A 16322-nucleotide genomic window follows, 5' to 3' on the forward strand; every position below is an offset into this window, starting at 1 on the left:
CGCCGACACCCTGAACCAACGACCCCGCCCTACCCTCGAGCTGAAAACCCCAGCCCAAGCCATGAACGAACTCCTCAGCAAAGGTGCTTAGACCAATTGACTTTGGGCGATCTCAGCTGTCCGAACCGTCACACTCGACGACTCGGCCGGGGAGTGCGGGGTCGGTGATGAGGGATTCGAAGATCAACTCGGCGGGGCCGATCACCGGGAGGTCGGGGCCGAGGGTGGCTCGGCGGATCTCGGGTGGGGTGCCGAGGGACGCGAAGGCGTGGCGGGCGATGGCGTCGTCGAGGCGGGCCGGATCGGCGGACTGGAGGGAGCCGAGGAAGCCGCCGAGGATGATCAATTCCGGGTCGAACGCGTTGCTGAAGTCGATCATGGCCTGGGCCAGCCAGTCCAGTTGGCGGATGATCTCCGGCCGGGCCGCCGAATCCTCGGCGAGCAGTCGTCGTTCCAGGTCCTCCGGGGCCGCGTCGGCGACCCCGAGTGCGCCGAGCAGTTGGTCGCGGGTGACCTCGGTCTCCAGGCAGCCGCGGCGACCGCAGTGGCAGGCGGCCCCAGCGGGGTTGACCGTGGTGTGGCCGAGTTCGCCGGCGAAGCCGGACCGGCCGCGGAGCGGGCGCCCCTCGATCAGCACGCCACCGCCGATGCCGCTGGCGCTGCCGTTCAGGTAGACCACGGACCGGTGCCCGGCGGCGGCACCGAAGGTCGCCTCCGCGACGGCGGCCAGCCGGGCGTCGTTGGCCACCCGGGCCGGGATCGACGTACCGGCGGTGAAGGCCTCGGCGACCGGTTCGTCCCGCCAGCCCAGGTGCGGCGCCAGGACGACGGTGCCGTCGGCCTCCCGGACCAGGCCCGGCACGGCGACCCCGAGCCCGACCACGCGAGCCTCCGGTACGGAAGCGATCAGTTTGCGGATCTCGCCGTCGGCCACGGCAGCGGCCCGTTCCGGCGTGGGGACTCGCCGGTGCGCCCGCCGTACCCGGGCCCGGACGATCCCGCCGAGCCCGACCAGCCCCACGGTCACCGCGTCGACGTCGGGGTTGACCGTCACCGCCAGCACGTCCGGGTTCGGCTCGATCCTGGGGCTGGGCCGGCCGACGCCGTCGATCGCCGGTTCGGCCTCGACGACCAGGCCGAGCTCGGCCAGCTCGGCGACCAGGCCGCCGATGGTGGACCGGTTGAGCCGGGTCAGCCGGGTCAGCTCGGCGCGGCTGAGCCCGCGCCGGGTGTGCACCAGTCGCAGCACCGCGGACAGATTGCGGCGCCGGGACGAATCCGTACCCGCCGACATCTCATTCCTCCGTTGACGCCACCGGCCTTCGTTGACGATGATGATTGTGCGCGAATATGTTGCGGAGGGCAACAATTCAAAGATGATCAAGGAGCGTTGGAGTCATGGCAGTCACCCCCACCCCTGCGGACAAGTTCTCGTTCGGCCTGTGGACCATCGGCTGGGTCGGTCAGGATCAGTTCGGTGCGCCGTCGCGGGAGCCGCTGGACGTCGTCGAGGCGGTGACCAAACTGGCCGAGCTCGGCGCGTACGGTCTCACCTTCCACGACAACGACCTGTTCCCGTTCGAGGCCACCGATGCCGAGCGGACCGCCCAGATCGACCGGCTCAAGGGCGCGCTCGCCGACACCGGCGTCGTGGTCCCCATGATCACCACCAACCTGTTCAGTCACCCGGTGTTCAAGGACGGCGGGTTCACCTCGAACGACCGCGCCGTCCGCCGATTCGCGCTGCGCAAGGTGATCCGCAATCTTGATCTTGCCGCGGAGGTCGGCGCCCAGACGTTCGTCATGTGGGGCGGCCGAGAGGGCGGTGAGTACGACAGCGCGAAGGACGTCCGGTCCGCGCTGGCCCGCTACCGCGAGGCGGTCAACCTGCTCGCCGACTACGTGACCGATCAGGGCTACGGCCTGAAGTTCGCGATCGAGCCGAAGCCGAACGAGCCGCGCGGCGACATCCTGCTGCCCACCGTCGGCCACGCACTGGCGTTCATCGAGACGCTGGACCGGTCCGAGCTGTTCGGCGTCAACCCCGAGGTCGGGCACGAGCAGATGGCCGGACTCAACTTCACCCACGCGATCGCGCAGGCCCTGGACGCCGGCAAGCTGTTCCACATCGACCTGAACGGCCAGCGCAGCATCAAGTACGACCAGGACCTGGTGTTCGGCCACGGCGACCTGCAGAACGCGTTCTCGCTGGTCGACCTGCTGGAGAACGGCGGCCCGGACGGTGGCCCGGCCTACGACGGCCCGCGGCACTTCGACTACAAGCCGAGCCGCACCGAGGACTACGCGGGCGTCTGGGAGTCGGCCCGCGCCAACATGGCCACCTACCTGCTGCTGAAGGAGCGGGCCAAGGCGTTCCGGGCCGATCCGGAGGTGCAGCAGGCCTTGGCCGATGCCAAGGTCGCCGAACTGGCCCAGCCGACGCTGAACGACGGTGAGACCTACCAGGACCTGGTCGCCGACCGCGCCAGCTACGAGGACTTCGACGCCGCCGGCTACCACAACGCCCGCGGCTTCGGCTTCGTCCGGCTGCAGCAGCTCGCCCTGGAACACCTGCTCGGCGCCCGCTGAGCCGGCTCAGGGAGCGGTACGGACCCAGCGCTGCTCGCCGTCCACCACCTCGTCGGTACGACTGAGGCCGGCCCGGGCGGCGACCCGCTGGGAGGCGACGTGCTCCGGGTGGACGTACGCGCCGACGACCCGGACGCCCTCCTCGAGCAGCCAGTCGACCAGGCCGGCGGCAGCCTCGGACGCGTACTCGCGGCCCTGCCAGGCGGTGCCGATCTCCCAGGCGACATCGGCGCCGCCGTCGGCCGGCCGGACCGTCGCCTGGACCACGCCGATCGGCACCTCGTCGAGCCGGACGATCCAGTTCAGCCAGCGTTCGGTGCCGTCGGGGGACAGGCCGCCGGCCAGCCGGCGGTAGCGGTCCCGGAGTTGATCAAGGTCCGGCGGGCTGCCGCCGGTGAACGTGTACAGCAGGGGATCCGCCAGCACGCCGACCATCGCCTCCGCGTCCTCCGGCACGACCGGACGCAGGGTCAACCGGCTCGTCCGCAGCGCCGGGAACCCCGTCACCGCTCGGCGCCGGTCCGCGGGTCGAGGGTCTTGCCGACGCCGGCGCAGACGGCCACGACCGCCTCGGACTCGCCGCGTTCGGTGAGCCGGCCCGCCGCCGGGTCGTCGCCGTCCGGTGCCCCGGCGAAGCGCAGGTCGAGGCTGGGGCCGCGGCCGGACTCGACGGCGCACGGGAACGACCAGACCTCGGTGCCGTCGGTGATCCGCAGACCGACGATCCGGTCGGCCTTGTTGTCGAACCGGGTGGTGCCGGCCAGCACCAGGACGTCGCCGTACGTGGCCGAGATGAGGCCCGACGAGATCGCCGGACCACCCGGCAGCGACGCCGTGACCGGCGAGACCGAGTACCCGAGCGCGCGGTCGGAGGTCGGCGTGTAGCCGGTGAACCCGCTCAACTGTTGACAGCCCGATCCGTGCACGACGAGGGTCCGGGCCGGCCCCTCGCCGGGCTGCCGCCAGGACGCGCAGCTGAACAGCAGTTCCGGGGTCGGGTCGCCGGACCTGATCTGTTCGGTCCGCAGTGCGGCCAGGTGGGCCGCCGACATGCCGATGCCGCCCATCCCGATCACCAGCGCGACCAGCAGCGTGATTACCGTGCCGGCCGGCCGGTCCGGACGGCGGCCGGGCAGCAGCCGCCAGGCGGCCCAACCGGCCACCAGCACCGCGGCGCCGGCCAGGTAGAGGCGCGGCGTCGCCTCGGTGAACAGGGCCGCCCAGCGCATCGCCGACCCGGACACCGTGAGGTCCTGTGCCGCCTGCCTCAGCTCGGGGGCGAACACGGCCCGGCCGACCGCCAGCGGGACCACCGCGGCGACGCAGGCCAGCACCAGCGGCCAGATCCGCGGCGGGCGGCGCGCAGGCAGGTCGTCGATGTTCTGCCAGAGGCTGCGCCAGGTGGTGGTGATCGCGGTGGCCACCCAGACCAGGCCGAGCAGCACCGCCAACAGGGTGCCGAACAACTCGCCCCGGATGGTCACGCCGATGATCATGACCAGGACCAGGGCGGCGCCGAGATAGGCGACCGGGAACAGGACCAGCCGGGCCACCCAGTGCCGGGACCGGATCAGCATCGCGATGGCCAGGCCGAAGATCAACAACCAGGTCCCGGTGCTGCGCTGGGTGGCGAACCAGACCTCACCGCCGGTCGCGAACGAGGCCGAGGCCAGCGGTGCCAGCTGGCCCAGCAGGGGATCGTCGGTGCCGCGGGCCAGCTCGGGCAGCCAGTAGGCGACGAAGAAGATCAGGTTCACCACGACCATGATCAACATCGGCAGCCGGGACAGCTCCAGCACCTTCGCCGTGGGCAGGTAGCTGTCGTCGCGGGAGAGTCCCGCCAGCGTCGGCTGCGTCGCCGAGCCGAGCGAGGTGATCGTGCTCACCCGCCGACTCCGGATCGCTGGTCGTCCTCGGAGCTGCTGGCCAGGGTGCTGCCGAGATCGGAGTCCTCGACGTAGGTCTCGTCGACGTACGGGTCGACCCACAGCCGCTCGGCCGGCGGCGCCGCCTCCGGGACCGGCTCCTGTTCGGCGGACCACTCCACCCGGCGGATCGTGACGCCCTGGACGTCGACCATGTCGTCGACCACGTTGTACGGCAGCCAGGCCTCGCGCAGCACCTTGAGCAGGGACTGCCGCCGGATCTCGGCGTAGTCGTTCATCCGCATCGCCGTCCGTACCGCGACCTCGAGCTCCGCCTGCACACCCCGGGCCAGGAACAGGCCGAGCTCGCTGCCGTAGTGCTCGGCCAGTTGCTGCAGCCCGTGGTACTCCTCGTCGTCCAGCAGCCGCAGCAGCACCTGGAGTTCCATCCGGTGGATCATCCCGCCGTCCGCCGTGACGACGTCGTCCAGCGTGATCGCCGCCTCGATCGTGTCCGTGGTGACCGGCAGCACCTCCAGCGCGGGGAGCAGCGGCCACCAGCTCGGCACCAGCAACTCGCCGGGCAGCTTGATCCTGGCCGGCCGGCGCCCGTCGAACAGGATCACGACGGTGCCCGGGCGCACCCGGGCCAGCCGGTCCAGGAGTCGACGCTCGCCGGTGAACAGGTGCGGCGGATCGGTGGCTTCGGGGACGGCTTCAGTCATGGCGTACTCAGCGGGTTGTGCGTGTCCTTGCGGGGCGGGTAGCGGGGGATGCGGGTTGGCATGTCAGTCCAAGACTGCATCACCAGCGCGGTTAGCGCCAGAATGCGGTCCCGCTGCCGGACCGGTGAGCATGCGTCCGATTGTCGTACCGCAGTGGCAGGATGAGCCCGTGCCGCCCTCCACCAACCGCTCGGCCGTGCCGAGCACCCTGCTGGTCACCGGCCCCGAGTCGCTGCTGGCCGACCGGGCCGTCGCCGACGTGCTCGGCAAGGCTCGCGCCGCCGCGCCGGAACTCGAGGTGACCGAGGTCGAGGCGGCCCGGCTCGACGCGGGCCGGCTGGCGGAGCTGGCCAGCCCGTCGCTGTTCTCCAGCTCCCGCGCCGCGGTGATCCGCAACCTGGCCGAGCTGCCGTCCGACCTGTTCGATCCGGTGCTGGAGATCGCCGGCGCCCAGGTCGAGGACCTGGTCCTGGTCCTCGTGCACGGCGGCGGCGCCAAGGGCAAGGGCCTGCTGGACAAGCTGCGCAAGCTGAAGCCGGTGACGGTGGTCGACTGTCCGCAGGTGAAGGCCTGGGAGCTGCCCAAGTTCGTCTCCGCGGAGGTACGGCAGGCCGGCGGCACCCTGGAGCCGGAGGCGGCGCAGTTCCTGGTCGACGCGATCGGGCACGACCTGCGCTCGCTGGCCGCCGGCGTGCGCCAGCTGATCGCCGACACCGAGGGCCGGATCGACGTGGCCACGATCCGGCGCTACTTCGGCGGCCGGGCCGAGGTGACCAGCTTCGCCGTCGCCGACGCCGCCCTGGCCGGCCGGACCGGGGAGGCGATGGAGCAGCTCCGCTGGGCCACCTCGACCGGGGTCGCGCCGGTGCTGGTCACCAGCGCGCTGGCCTCGGGGCTGCGCGGGCTGGCGAAGTTGATCAGTGCGCCGGGCGGGCTGCGCGAGGCGGACCTGGCCCGCGAGGTCGGCGTACCGCCGTGGAAGCTGAAGTCGATGCGGAGCCAGGTCCGCGGCTGGGACTCGACCGGACTGGCCACCGCGCTGCACGCCGTGGCCGCGGCCGACGCCGCGGTGAAGGGTGCCGAGGGAGACGCCGAGTACGCGCTGGAGCGGACGGTGCTCGCGGTCGCCGCTGCCCGGACCCGACGCTGATCCCAGGCCGTCGACGTGGTGTTCGCCACCAGGGCCCGTGTTGTGCAACGGATGTACTCCTCGCCGGGTATCGTCGGCCCGGTGCGTTTCAAGCGATCCGTGCCTGCGTCTGCGGCTGCGGTAATTCTGATCGGTTTATCCCTCCTCCTCGGGGCCTGTGGGACCGTTCCACCCGGCACGGCCGGTAGCCCGCCCGCCACGACCACCGGCACCACCTCCGAGTCGCCCGGCGGCTCGTCGAGTGCGCCGCCGAGTTCCGACGCTCCGGAATCGCCGAGCCCGACGCCGACCCCGCCGGCCAGCTCCGAACCCCCGGAGAAGCCCGCGGTCGACTGCAAGAAGCTCAAGTGCATCGCGCTCACCTACGACGACGGACCGAGCCCGGGGACGACGCCCGAGTTGATCAAGATCCTGAAGAAGTACAAGGCGAAGGCCACCTTCTTCCAGCTCGGCAACCTGGCCGCCGAGTACCCGGAGCTGGTCAAGGAGATCCACGACATCGGGTCCGAGGTGGCGAACCACTCGTGGGACCACGACTCGCTGGACCGGAAGTCGGTCGACGGCGCCTACCAGGACATCAAGAAGGCCTCGGACGCGATCGAGAAGGGCTGTGGCTGCAAGGTCACCCTGATGCGGCCGCCGTACGGCGCCACCGACAAGGGCGTGGACAAGGCGGCCAAGAAGCTCGGGGTGGCCGAGATCCTGTGGGACGTCGACACGCTCGACTGGGACACCCACGATCCGTACGACATCAAGAGCAAGGTGTTGCACAGTGCGGCCAAGAACCGGATCGTGCTGATGCACGACATCCACCAGACCACGATCGATGCCCAGGAGGACATCATCGAGGGTCTGCAGGACAAGGGCTACACGCTGGTCACGGTGAGCGAGATGCTCGGCGAGACGACGCCCGGCAAGCGGTACCCGAAGTCCTGGGCCAACTACGGCAACTGACCGTTCCGCGCGGCCCGGCGGGTGCTGATCACGCCGGGCTGTTCGGCCGGCTCCCCAGGTTGGTGCTCTCCAGGCTGGTGTCGGCCCAGGAGGCGAGCAGCTGCAGCGCCTCGGCCGTCGGCGACGCCGGTTCGGCGGTGTAGATCGTGAGGGTCAGGCCGGGCTCGCTGATCATGTCGACGCTCTCGTACGCCAGCGTCAGGTCGCCGACGACCGTGTGGTGGAAGTACTTGGTGCCCGTGCCGTGGGTGCGGACGTCGTGCGCGCTCCAGCGGCGCCGGAACTCCTCGCTCCGGGTGGACAGCTCGCCGACCAGATCGTGCAGCGCCTTGTCGTGCGGGTCCCGGCCGGCCTCGGTGTGCAGGATCGCGACGCAGATGTCGGCGGCCGCGTCCCAGCCCGGGTAGAAGCGGCGGGAGTCCTCGTCGAGGAACGTGTAGCGGGCGAAGTTCGGCGGTCGGGCCGGGTCGCGGTCGTACAGGGATGAATGCATGGCCCGGCCGAGGTGGTTGGTCGCCAGCAGATCCATCCGGCCGTTGCGGACGATCGCGGGCCCGCCGGTGATGGCGTCCAGCGTCCACTGCAGGCTCGGCGGCGGCGTCCACGGCTTCGCAGTACGGCGGCGCGGCCGCATCCGGGCGCTGGTGCCGTCGGCGGCGTGGGCGAGATGGAACAGGTGGGTGCGTTCGGCGTCGTCGAGTTGCAGCGCCCGGGCGATCGCGTCGAGGACGGAGCCGGAGACGCCGGCCAGGTTGCCGCGCTCGATCCGGGAGTAGTACTCGATGCTGACCCCGGCCAGGCCGGCCACCTCGGTCCGGCGGAGCCCCGGGACGCGGCGGGAGCCGGTCTCGGGCAGCCCGGCGTCGTGCGGGCTGATCTTGGCTCGCCGCGAGGTCAGGAACTCGCGGACCTCGGCTCGGTTGTCCACACCCGTGACGCTACCGCGCGCCGCGCGGGCCCTGGGATGCCTTGTCAGTACACCTCACGGCAGTGACTTCTCCAGTCCCGGCCGGGGCGCTCTGCTGGAGGGGCCGGCCGGTCGGCCGGCGTTTCCGATGAGTTCGAGGAGAACGTTCAGTGCGTGGTGTGGTGATGTACGGGCCGGGCGACGTCCGGGTGGAGGAGGTCGCCGAACCGACGATCCTGAAGCCGACGGATGCGATCATCCGGCTCGCGGCGACATGCATCTGCGGCTCCGACCTGTGGCCCTACCGAGGCGCCGACGCGGTCACCGAGCCGCTGCACATGGGTCACGAGTACGCCGGTGTCGTCGAGGAGGTCGGCGCGGAGGTGACCACGATCGAGCCCGGCCAGTTCGTGATCGGGTCGTTCTTCGCCTCCGACAACACCTGCGAGATCTGCCGGGCCGGCTATCAGACGTCGTGCGTGCACCGCGAGGTGCTGGGCACCGGCGGCGCGGCGCAGGCCGAGCGGATGCGGGTGCCCCTGGCCGACGGGACGCTGGTCGCCACCTCCGAACGGCCGGCGGACGACCTGGTGCCCGGCCTGCTGGCCGCCTCCGACGTGCTCGGTACGGGCTGGTTCGGCGCGGTCGCGGCCGAGGCCGGGCCGGGCCGGACCGTGGCCGTGGTCGGCGACGGCGCGGTCGGCCTGCTGGCCGTCCTCGCCGCCCGCGAACTCGGCGCCGAACGGATCATCGCGATGAGCCGGCACGCCGGCCGGCAGGCGCTGGCCCGCGAGTTCGGTGCCACCGACATCGTCACCGAGCGTGGCGACGCCGGGGCGGAGCGGATCAGGGAGCTCACCGGCGGTCTCGGCGCGCACTCGGTGGTCGAGGCGGTCGGCACCCAGGAGTCGATGATGCAGGCCATCCGGGCGACCCGGCCGGGCGGTCACGTCGGCTTCGTCGGCGTCCTGCACGACGTCGCGATCCGCGGCGAGGACTACTTCATGAGCCACGTGCACCTGCACGGCGGGCCCGCCCCGGTGCGCCGGTTCCTGCCCGAGCTGATCGAATTGATCATGACCCGGCGGATCGATCCGGGCCGGGTGTTCGACCTCGAACTCGATCTTGATCAGGCGGCCGACGGGTACCGGGCGATGGACGAGCGGCGGGCGATCAAGGTGCTGCTCCGCCCGTGACCGTGGCGATGCAGGCGGCCAGTGACCGAACGACCGCGAGGCTCACCGCGGCGCTGGTGGCGACCGTGGTCTTCCTGACCGCGATCGCGCCGCTGGCCACCGACCTGTACGTGCCGGCGTTCCCGCAGGTCGCCGGTGATCTTGTCGCGACGGCGACCCAGGTCCAGCTGACCTTGACCACCTTCTTCGCCGGGATGGCGCTGGGTCAGCTGGTCGGCGGCCCGGTCTCCGATCGGTACGGCCGCCGGCGGCTCCTGATCAGCGGCACGCTGATCATGGCCGCGGCGTCGGTGGTCTGCGCGGTCAGCCCGGCGATCTCGATCATGATGGCGGCGCGCTTCGTCCAGGGCTTCGCCGGCGGCTGGGCGATGGTGATCGGCCGTGCCGTGATCGTCGACCTGGCCACCGGCGCCCGGCTGGTCCGGGTGCTCAACGTGATCGCCGGGGGCGGCGGCATCGCTCCGATCGTCGGCCCGCTGGCCGGTGCCGTCATCCTGCAGCTGTCGCACTGGCGGATGTCGTTCTGGACCGTCGCCGCGCTCGGCCTGGCGATGGCCGTCGCGGTCGCGCTCGCCGTACCGGAATCGTTGCCGGCCGAGCGGCGGCACCGGGGTGGCCTGGCCGCGTTCGGCCGGACCGCCGGCGAGGTGCTGCGGAGCCGTCCCTTCCTCGGGTACGTCCTCGTCAGCGGCTCGTCGATGGGCGCGGTGTTCGCCTACGTGGCGACCTCGGCGTTCGTCCTGCAGTCGATGAACGGGCTGTCGCCGATCGCGTACTCGATCGACTTCGCGGCGAACGCCGGCGGCATGACCGTCGCCGCGCTGATCGCGGCCCGGCTGGCCGGACGGATCGCCACCCGCACGCTCATCCTGGCCGGTCAGCTCGCCGCGCTGGCCGCCGGCGTCGCCATGCTGGTGGGCGCCGTGTGGTTCCACGCGCCGCTCTGGCTGGCGATTCCGTGCTTCTTCGTCCTGATGACCGCGCAGGGCCTGATCGGTCCCAACGGCGGTGCGCTCGCGGCGGCCCAGGTGCCGCGCCATCCCGGCACCGGGTCCGCCGTGCTGGGCCTGGTCCAGTGGAGTTTCGCCGGCCTGATCGCGCCGCTGGCCGGACTCGGTGGCAGCACCACCGCGGTACCGATGGCTATTCTCATGATCAGCTGCACCGGCCTGTCCCTGACCGGACTCCTGGTCCTGGCCCGGCCCCGGTTCCTCGAACGGTAGGTCCTGTCGATCATGAAAACTGTCCGTACCCGGCGGATTCCCGGGCTGCTGCTCGCCCTGGCGCTGGCCGCCTGCAGCCCGGCGGCCGCACCGTCGGGGAGTTCGGAACTGGGCACGCCGGCGGTGATCACGACCGGCCTCGCCGCGCCGTGGTCGGTCGTCTTCCTGAGCGGTGGCACCCCCGTGATCAGCCAGCGCGACCAGGGCGAGATCCTCGAACTGGACGACGCGGGCCGGCCCCGGGTGATCGGGACCGTCGCCGGCGTGGAGCACACCGGCGAGTCCGGGCTGCTCGGCCTGGCCGTCGATGATCAAGATCGGCTGTACGCCTACTCGACCGGATCGGACGGCAACCGGATCCAGCGCTACCGGCTCACCGGCGAACCAGGCTCCCTGGCGCTCGGCGAGCCCGAGTCGATCATCGAAGGTCTGCCGTCGGCGAGCCATCACGACGGCGGCCGGATCGCGTTCGGCCCGGACGGCCTGCTGTACGCGACCGTCGGCGATGCCGGGCAGCGCGAGGCGGCCCAGCACCCGGACAGCCTGGCCGGCAAGATCCTGCGGCTGACGCCCGACGGCGAGATCCCGGCGGACAACCCGACCCCGGGCTCGCCGGTCTACAGCCTCGGCCACCGCAACCCGCAGGGCCTGGCCTGGGCGGCCGACGGCACGATGTTCGCCGCCGAGTTCGGCCAGAACACCTGGGACGAACTGAACGTGATCACGCCCGGCGCCAACTACGGCTGGCCGGTCGTCGAGGGCATCGCCGGCGACGACCGGTACGTCGACCCGGTGCAGCAGTGGAGTCCGGCCGACGCCAGCCCGAGCGGGATCGCGATCATCGGCGAGACGATCTTCGTCGCCAACCTCCGTGGCCGGGTGCTGCGGACCGTGCCGGTCGGCGACCCGTCCACCTCGGCCAGCCACTACGCCGGCGACTACGGCCGGCTCCGCGACGTGGCGCGAGCACCGGATGGCCGGCTGTGGCTGATCACCAACAACACCGACGGCCGCGGCAGCCCGGGTCCGGACGACGACCGCGTGCTCGCCGTCGACCCGCCCGGCTGACGCGGCCTCAGGCCCGGGCCAGGACGGTGGCGAGGCCGTCGGCCCAGCCGAGCAACGCCTCGTCGCGGCCCGGCGCGGCCGCGAACTGGACGCCGAGCGGGAGCCCGTCGTCGGTCCGGCCCGCGGGTACGCCGAGCACGGGCAGCCGCGCCTGGGTCCAGGGCAGGTTCATCAGCGGACTGCCGGTCGTGTCGAGCCCGTGCGGCGCCGGCCCGGTCGCGGCCGGAGCCAGGTACGCATCGAAGCCGGCCAGCGCGTCGACCAGGGCGTCGGCGAACACCGCCCGGTCCCGCAGCGCCGCCTGGTAGTCGCGCCGGTCGATCGCCCGGCCGTCCCGGATCGCGGCGGCCGTGCGTGGGTGGTAGAGGTCGGCGTGGTCGTCGAACCAGGCCTCGTGGGAGCGGGCCAGTTCGTGGCCGTTGATCAGGACGTTGCGCTCGTTGACGTCCTCGATGTCGTCGAGCAGTGCGACGTCCTGGATCCGGTAGCCGGCCTGGCGCAGCACGGCCAACTGCCGCTCGAACGCGTCCCGCGCGACCGGCTCGGCCTGGTCGAGATAGGCGCCGCGGGGGACCGCCAGCGTCGGCAGCACGGTCGAAGCGACGGGCTGCCAACCCGGCAGCGTGGCAGCCGCGACCCGGTGCAGCAGCGCGGCGTCGGCGGCCAGGAAGCCGACCGTGTCGAAGGTCGGAGCGTTGGCGATCACTCCCTCGGTGCCGATCCGGGCGAAGGTGGGCTTGAAGCCGAGGATGCCGCAGTAGGCGGCGGGCCGGATCACCGAACCGACGGTCTGGGTGCCCAGGGCGATCGGGGCGAGACCGGCGGCGACCGCGGCGGCCGAGCCGCTGCTGGACCCGCCGGGCGTGTGCTCCAAGCGGTGCGGGTTACAGGTCTCGCCGGGCGCCAGGTACGCGAACTCGGCGGTGACGGTCTTGCCCAGGATGACGGCGCCGGCCTCCAGCAGGCTGGTGATCAGGGGGCCGGGCTCGCCGGTGATCAACTCGGCCGGCAGCCGGGAGCCGGCCCGGGTCGGCAGGCCGGCCACATGGAACACGTCCTTGACCGCGACCGGAAGCGCGAAAAGCGGTGGCCGGTCCGAAGGGTCCGGCCACCGCTGCGCGAGATGGTCGAGGTCGCGCCGGCACCGCTCACGTCGATCAGGTTCGTCGACGAACGCGCGGAGGCGCGGGTTCTCGGCCTCGATCCGTGCGAGCAGGTCGATCATGACCGCGCCCGGTGAGGCCGAGCGGTCAGCCGAGCTTGGCGGCCTGGGCGGCGATGGCCGACTTGCGGTTCGCGGCCTGGTTCTTGTGGATGACGCCCTTGCTGGCAGCCTTGTCCAGCAGCCGGGTCGCGGACTTCGCGTACTCGGTCGCCTTGGCGGCCTCGCCGGATTCGGCGGCCTCGCGGAACCGGCGAACGGACGTCTTCAAGGCGGACTTGACGGACTTGTTGCGCTGGCGCGCCTTCTCATTCGTCTTGATCCGCTTGATCTGGGACTTGATGTTCGCCACGGGGCAGGCCTCTGACACTCTCTTCGTACGACAGGTGGACGTGCACGACCGAGCGGTCACGCGACGGTCGACTTTAGCAGTCTCGCTCCCGCGAGCTCAAATCCCGGCGACACTGAGCAGATGCACCTGGTTGATCCGCCCGAGGACACCGCCGTCCGGGCACTCTACGACGACGATCTCGCCTCCGACGGGTACGTGATGAACCTGACCCGGCTGTGGGCCTGGCGGCCGGATCTGCTCCACGCCTACCAGCAGGCCCGCTCGGCGGCGCTGGACGGCAGCGGCCTGACCGACCGCGAGATCGCGCTCCTCGTGGTGACCGCCGCATCCACCCGGCGGGACGCCTACTGCTCGCTGGCCTGGGGCGCCCGGCTGGCCCAGCGCGCCGACGAGCCGACGGCCGTCGCCGTCCTCGGCGGCAGTTCGGGCGGGCTGGGTGAGCGGGAGGCGGCCCTGGTCGACTGGGCCCGCGGCGTCGCCGCCGACCCGAACGGCACCACCGCCGCCGACGTCGAGCGGCTCCGCACGGCCGGCTTCGACGACCGGCAGATCCTCGCGCTGACCGTGTTCGTGGCGCTCCGGCTCGCCTTCTCGACGGTGAATGACGCCCTCGGTGCGCCGCCGGACCGAGAGCTGGTCGACGCCGCGCCGACCACGGTCCGGGACGCCGTCGACTTCGGGCGGACGCCGGCGTAATCTTTGACTATGTCAAAGGTTTCGGTCGACCCGGACACCGTGGACCGGGTCCGCTCCTTCAACCGCTTCTACACCAAGATCATCGGCGTGCTGGACGAAGGCCTGGCCGGCTCCCCGTTTAGCCTGACCGAGGCGCGGGTGCTGTTCGAGCTGGCCGCCGTCGGCCGGGTCGACATCGTCGGCCTGCGGACCGAGCTCGGCCTGGACCCCGGCTACGCGACCCGCATCCTGGACCGGCTGGGCGCGGCCGGCCTGGTCGAGCGGGAACGGTCCGAGGCCGACCGGCGACGGCAGACCGTCACGCTCACCGAGGCCGGCCAGGCGGCGTTCGAGGAGCTGCACGCCGGATCGGTGCGCGACGTCTCCGGCCTGCTGGCACCGCTGCGCGACCCCGACCGGGTCCGGCTGGTGAATGCCATGGGCACGGTACGGACGCTGCTCGAGCCGGCCGGGGACCCACCCCGGGTGGAGCTGCGCGGACCGGAGCCGGGCGACCTGGGCTGGGTGGTCGAGCGGAACGCGGTGCTCTATGCGGAGGAGTACGGCTGGGACCAGACCTACGAGACCCTGGTCGCCCGGATCGTCGCCGACTTCGCCGCGACCGCCACGCCGGGTCGGGACCGGGTCTGGATCGCCGCCGTCGACGGGCAGCGGGCCGGCAGCGTCTTCTGTGTCCGCGACGACGACGAGACGGCCCGGCTGCGGCTGCTGCTCACCGAGCCCTGGGCCCGCGGCCTGGGCCTCGGCACCCGGCTGGTCGAGGCCTGCATCGAGTTCGCCCGCTCCGCCGGCTACCGGCGGCTGGTGCTCTGGACCAACGACATCCTTTCCGCTGCCCGCCGGATCTACCAGCGGGCCGGCTTCCGGCTGGTCGACGAGGAACGACACCACAGCTTCGGCGCCGACCTCGTCGGCCAGACCTGGGAGCTGGACCTCCGACCCCTTGCGCCCTGAGCCTGTCGAAGGGCAAGGCCGATCGGGCACCGCCCTCGGGCAAGCACAGGGTGCATCCGGTTTCCGCTCCTCGGCACAGGGACAGCGCTAGCCTCGTTGCATGGTGCACAGCGACGCGCCGGACGTCGACGCCTACCTGGCCGAGGTGCCGGAGGGGCGGCGGGACGTGCTGACCCGGATCCGGGCGCTGTGCCGGGACGAGCTGGCTGGGTTCGACGAGACGATGGCGTACGGGATGCCGGCCTATCTCCGGGACGGGACGGCGGAGATCACCTTCGCCAGCCAGAAGCAGTACATCGCGTTCTACCTGCTCCGCAGCGACGTCAAGGAGGCGTACCGGGAGCGGTTGGCGGATCAGGACATGGGCAAGGGCTGCCTGCGGTTCAGGCGGCCCGATCAGGTCGATCTGGGCCTGCTCCGTGACCTGCTCCGGGCCACCGCCGCGAGGCCCGGCACCATCTGTTGATCACCGCTGTTGATCATGGCCAGGTGTTGATCATGACTCGGGATCGGTCCGGCGGCACCAGGCGATCATGGTGTCGGCGCAGCGGGCCTGCCAGGGCCGGATGGTCGGCAGGCCGGGCGGGTCCGGCTTGAGCGAGAACCCGTGCAGCGCTCCGGCGAGGCAGCAGACGCCGGCCCAGTTCAGCTCGAACGGCACCGTGCGCAGGGCGGGATGCTCGACGGCGAACCTAGCCACGTCGATCTCGCCGCCGTCGCCGACGTCGGCCCGCGACACCACCAGATCGGCCAGCAGCAGGGCCGGGTCGAGCCAGCGGGCGGCGTTCTGTGCGGCGGCCCAGTCGACCACCCAGACCCGGTCCGGCCCGAACAGCAGGTTGTCGGCACGCAGATCGGTGTGGCTCAGTGTTTCGCCGGCCATCCGGGCGACGGTGTCCGCCTCCAGCGCGGCGAAGCGTTCCGCTCGCTCGGCGATCCACGGATCGCCCAGCCACGGATCGTCGCCGCCGAGGGTGCGCCAGCCGCCGAAGAACCGGTCCAGCTCGTCACCGGTCGGCTCCGGCCACGGCGACGGCGTGAGCAGCCGGCCGAGCTCGGCGATGGTGTCGAAGGCCCGGGTGGCGTCGGCGAGGGTCCACGGGTGCGGCGGCGGGGCGGCGTCGATGGCCGGCAGTGCCGTGACCGCGTACTGCTCGTCGCCGACCTCGAGCTCGGCCGTCGCGACCGTACGCACCACGAAGTCGATCTCCGGCAGGCGTGCCGAGTGCTGTTGCTCTTCCCGATACATCCGTATCGCATCCGGATTGACCGCCGAGCCGACCGCCTTGATGAACAGGCTGCGGCCGCTGGCCCCGGTGACCACCGCCGCGACGCCGGGGGAGAAGCCGCCCTGCTTGTCGGCAACCTCGACGACCGGCTCGCCGAGCGTCCGGTCCACCCAGGCGCGGACCGCGGCGGGCAGATCGAGGTACGGACGCCGTACGCCGACGGCATAGGTCACCGGGTGAGTCATGGACGCC

Annotated in this window: 17 protein-coding genes; 9 read left to right on the top strand and 8 right to left on the bottom strand. The window is 71.9% G+C overall.

All coding sequences use genetic code 11. The features are described 5' to 3' along the window. Positions 1-112: 112 nt before the first annotated feature. Entirely contained in the window at positions 113-1294 is a 1182-nt protein-coding gene (locus tag AC6CCG_RS33960) for an ROK family transcriptional regulator (protein ID WP_496659292.1), read from the bottom strand. Between the two features lie 104 nt (positions 1295-1398). Here AC6CCG_RS33960 and xylA point away from each other — a divergent pair, with 104 nt between their 5' ends. Then, complete coding sequence (xylA, locus tag AC6CCG_RS33965; RefSeq protein WP_496659293.1) at positions 1399-2589, top strand: xylose isomerase; 1191 nt, start codon at positions 1399-1401, stop codon at positions 2587-2589. Between the two features lie 6 nt (positions 2590-2595). On the opposite strand, the gene AC6CCG_RS33970 is transcribed toward xylA, so the two are convergent. From AC6CCG_RS33970 to AC6CCG_RS33980, 3 genes are read right to left on the bottom strand one after another with little or no spacing between them, the layout of a single operon-like run. Further along, entirely contained in the window at positions 2596-3063 is a 468-nt protein-coding gene (locus tag AC6CCG_RS33970; RefSeq protein WP_496659294.1) for a GNAT family N-acetyltransferase, read from the bottom strand. A gap of 29 nt (positions 3064-3092) precedes the next feature. After that, positions 3093-4475 (bottom strand): hypothetical protein, encoded by a 1383-nt coding sequence (locus AC6CCG_RS33975; protein ID WP_496659295.1) that lies wholly within the window; start codon positions 4473-4475, stop codon positions 3093-3095. Beyond that, positions 4472-5179: a hypothetical protein gene (locus tag AC6CCG_RS33980; protein WP_496659296.1), complete on the bottom strand. Its 708-nt coding sequence runs from the start codon at positions 5177-5179 to the stop codon at positions 4472-4474. Before AC6CCG_RS33980 ends, AC6CCG_RS33975 begins: the two co-directional genes overlap by 4 nt. A gap of 169 nt (positions 5180-5348) precedes the next feature. Between AC6CCG_RS33980 and holA the strand changes: the two genes are divergently transcribed. Together holA and AC6CCG_RS33990 are read left to right on the top strand one after the other, a co-directional pair. Next, a complete protein-coding gene (gene holA / locus AC6CCG_RS33985; RefSeq protein ID WP_496659297.1) occupies positions 5349-6329 on the top strand; it encodes a DNA polymerase III subunit delta in 981 nt (326 codons plus the stop codon). A 99-nt stretch (positions 6330-6428) separates the two neighbouring features. Continuing rightward, entirely contained in the window at positions 6429-7283 is an 855-nt protein-coding gene (locus AC6CCG_RS33990; RefSeq protein WP_496659298.1) for a polysaccharide deacetylase family protein, read from the top strand. A 28-nt stretch (positions 7284-7311) separates the two neighbouring features. Here AC6CCG_RS33990 and AC6CCG_RS33995 read toward each other — a convergent pair whose 3' ends face one another. Further along, on the bottom strand, positions 7312-8211 hold the full coding sequence (locus tag AC6CCG_RS33995) for a helix-turn-helix transcriptional regulator (protein ID WP_496659299.1): 900 nt from the start codon (positions 8209-8211) through the stop codon (positions 7312-7314). 149 nt (positions 8212-8360) lie between these two features. Between AC6CCG_RS33995 and AC6CCG_RS34000 the strand changes: the two genes are divergently transcribed. The 3 genes from AC6CCG_RS34000 to AC6CCG_RS34010 are packed head-to-tail and all read left to right on the top strand — an operon-like array spanning position 8361 to position 11677. After that, on the top strand, positions 8361-9386 hold the full coding sequence (locus tag AC6CCG_RS34000) for a zinc-dependent alcohol dehydrogenase family protein (protein WP_496659300.1): 1026 nt from the start codon (positions 8361-8363) through the stop codon (positions 9384-9386). Continuing rightward, a complete protein-coding gene (locus AC6CCG_RS34005; protein ID WP_496659301.1) occupies positions 9383-10609 on the top strand; it encodes a multidrug effflux MFS transporter in 1227 nt (408 codons plus the stop codon). Before AC6CCG_RS34000 ends, AC6CCG_RS34005 begins: the two co-directional genes overlap by 4 nt. Before the next feature lie 12 nt (positions 10610-10621). Next, positions 10622-11677 carry a PQQ-dependent sugar dehydrogenase gene (locus AC6CCG_RS34010; protein WP_496659302.1) on the top strand — a complete coding sequence of 352 codons (1056 nt, stop codon included), beginning with the start codon at positions 10622-10624 and terminating at the stop codon, positions 11675-11677. A gap of 7 nt (positions 11678-11684) precedes the next feature. Here AC6CCG_RS34010 and AC6CCG_RS34015 read toward each other — a convergent pair whose 3' ends face one another. Both AC6CCG_RS34015 and rpsT read right to left on the bottom strand, forming a co-directional pair. Further along, positions 11685-12902 carry an amidase gene (locus tag AC6CCG_RS34015; RefSeq protein WP_496659303.1) on the bottom strand — a complete coding sequence of 406 codons (1218 nt, stop codon included), beginning with the start codon at positions 12900-12902 and terminating at the stop codon, positions 11685-11687. Positions 12903-12927: 25 nt separating this feature from the next. After that, complete coding sequence (rpsT, locus tag AC6CCG_RS34020) at positions 12928-13191, bottom strand: 30S ribosomal protein S20 (RefSeq protein ID WP_496659304.1); 264 nt, start codon at positions 13189-13191, stop codon at positions 12928-12930. Positions 13192-13311: 120 nt separating this feature from the next. On the opposite strand from rpsT, the gene AC6CCG_RS34025 reads away from it, so the two are divergent. The 3 genes from AC6CCG_RS34025 to AC6CCG_RS34035 all read left to right on the top strand — a co-directional run bounded on the left by AC6CCG_RS34025 (position 13312) and on the right by AC6CCG_RS34035 (position 15307). Beyond that, positions 13312-13887 (top strand): carboxymuconolactone decarboxylase family protein, encoded by a 576-nt coding sequence (locus AC6CCG_RS34025; RefSeq protein ID WP_496659305.1) that lies wholly within the window; start codon positions 13312-13314, stop codon positions 13885-13887. Positions 13888-13896: 9 nt separating this feature from the next. Then, on the top strand, positions 13897-14841 hold the full coding sequence (locus AC6CCG_RS34030) for a bifunctional helix-turn-helix transcriptional regulator/GNAT family N-acetyltransferase (RefSeq protein WP_496659306.1): 945 nt from the start codon (positions 13897-13899) through the stop codon (positions 14839-14841). Positions 14842-14941: 100 nt separating this feature from the next. After that, positions 14942-15307, top strand: coding sequence for an iron chaperone (locus AC6CCG_RS34035; protein ID WP_496659307.1), 366 nt, complete (start codon positions 14942-14944; stop codon positions 15305-15307). Between the two features lie 30 nt (positions 15308-15337). Here AC6CCG_RS34035 and AC6CCG_RS34040 read toward each other — a convergent pair whose 3' ends face one another. Then, positions 15338-16315, bottom strand: coding sequence for a phosphotransferase (locus AC6CCG_RS34040; RefSeq protein WP_496659308.1), 978 nt, complete (start codon positions 16313-16315; stop codon positions 15338-15340). Positions 16316-16322: the final 7 nt, after the last annotated feature.

The sequence above is a fragment of the Microlunatus sp. YIM B11417 genome (genome assembly GCF_059617205.1).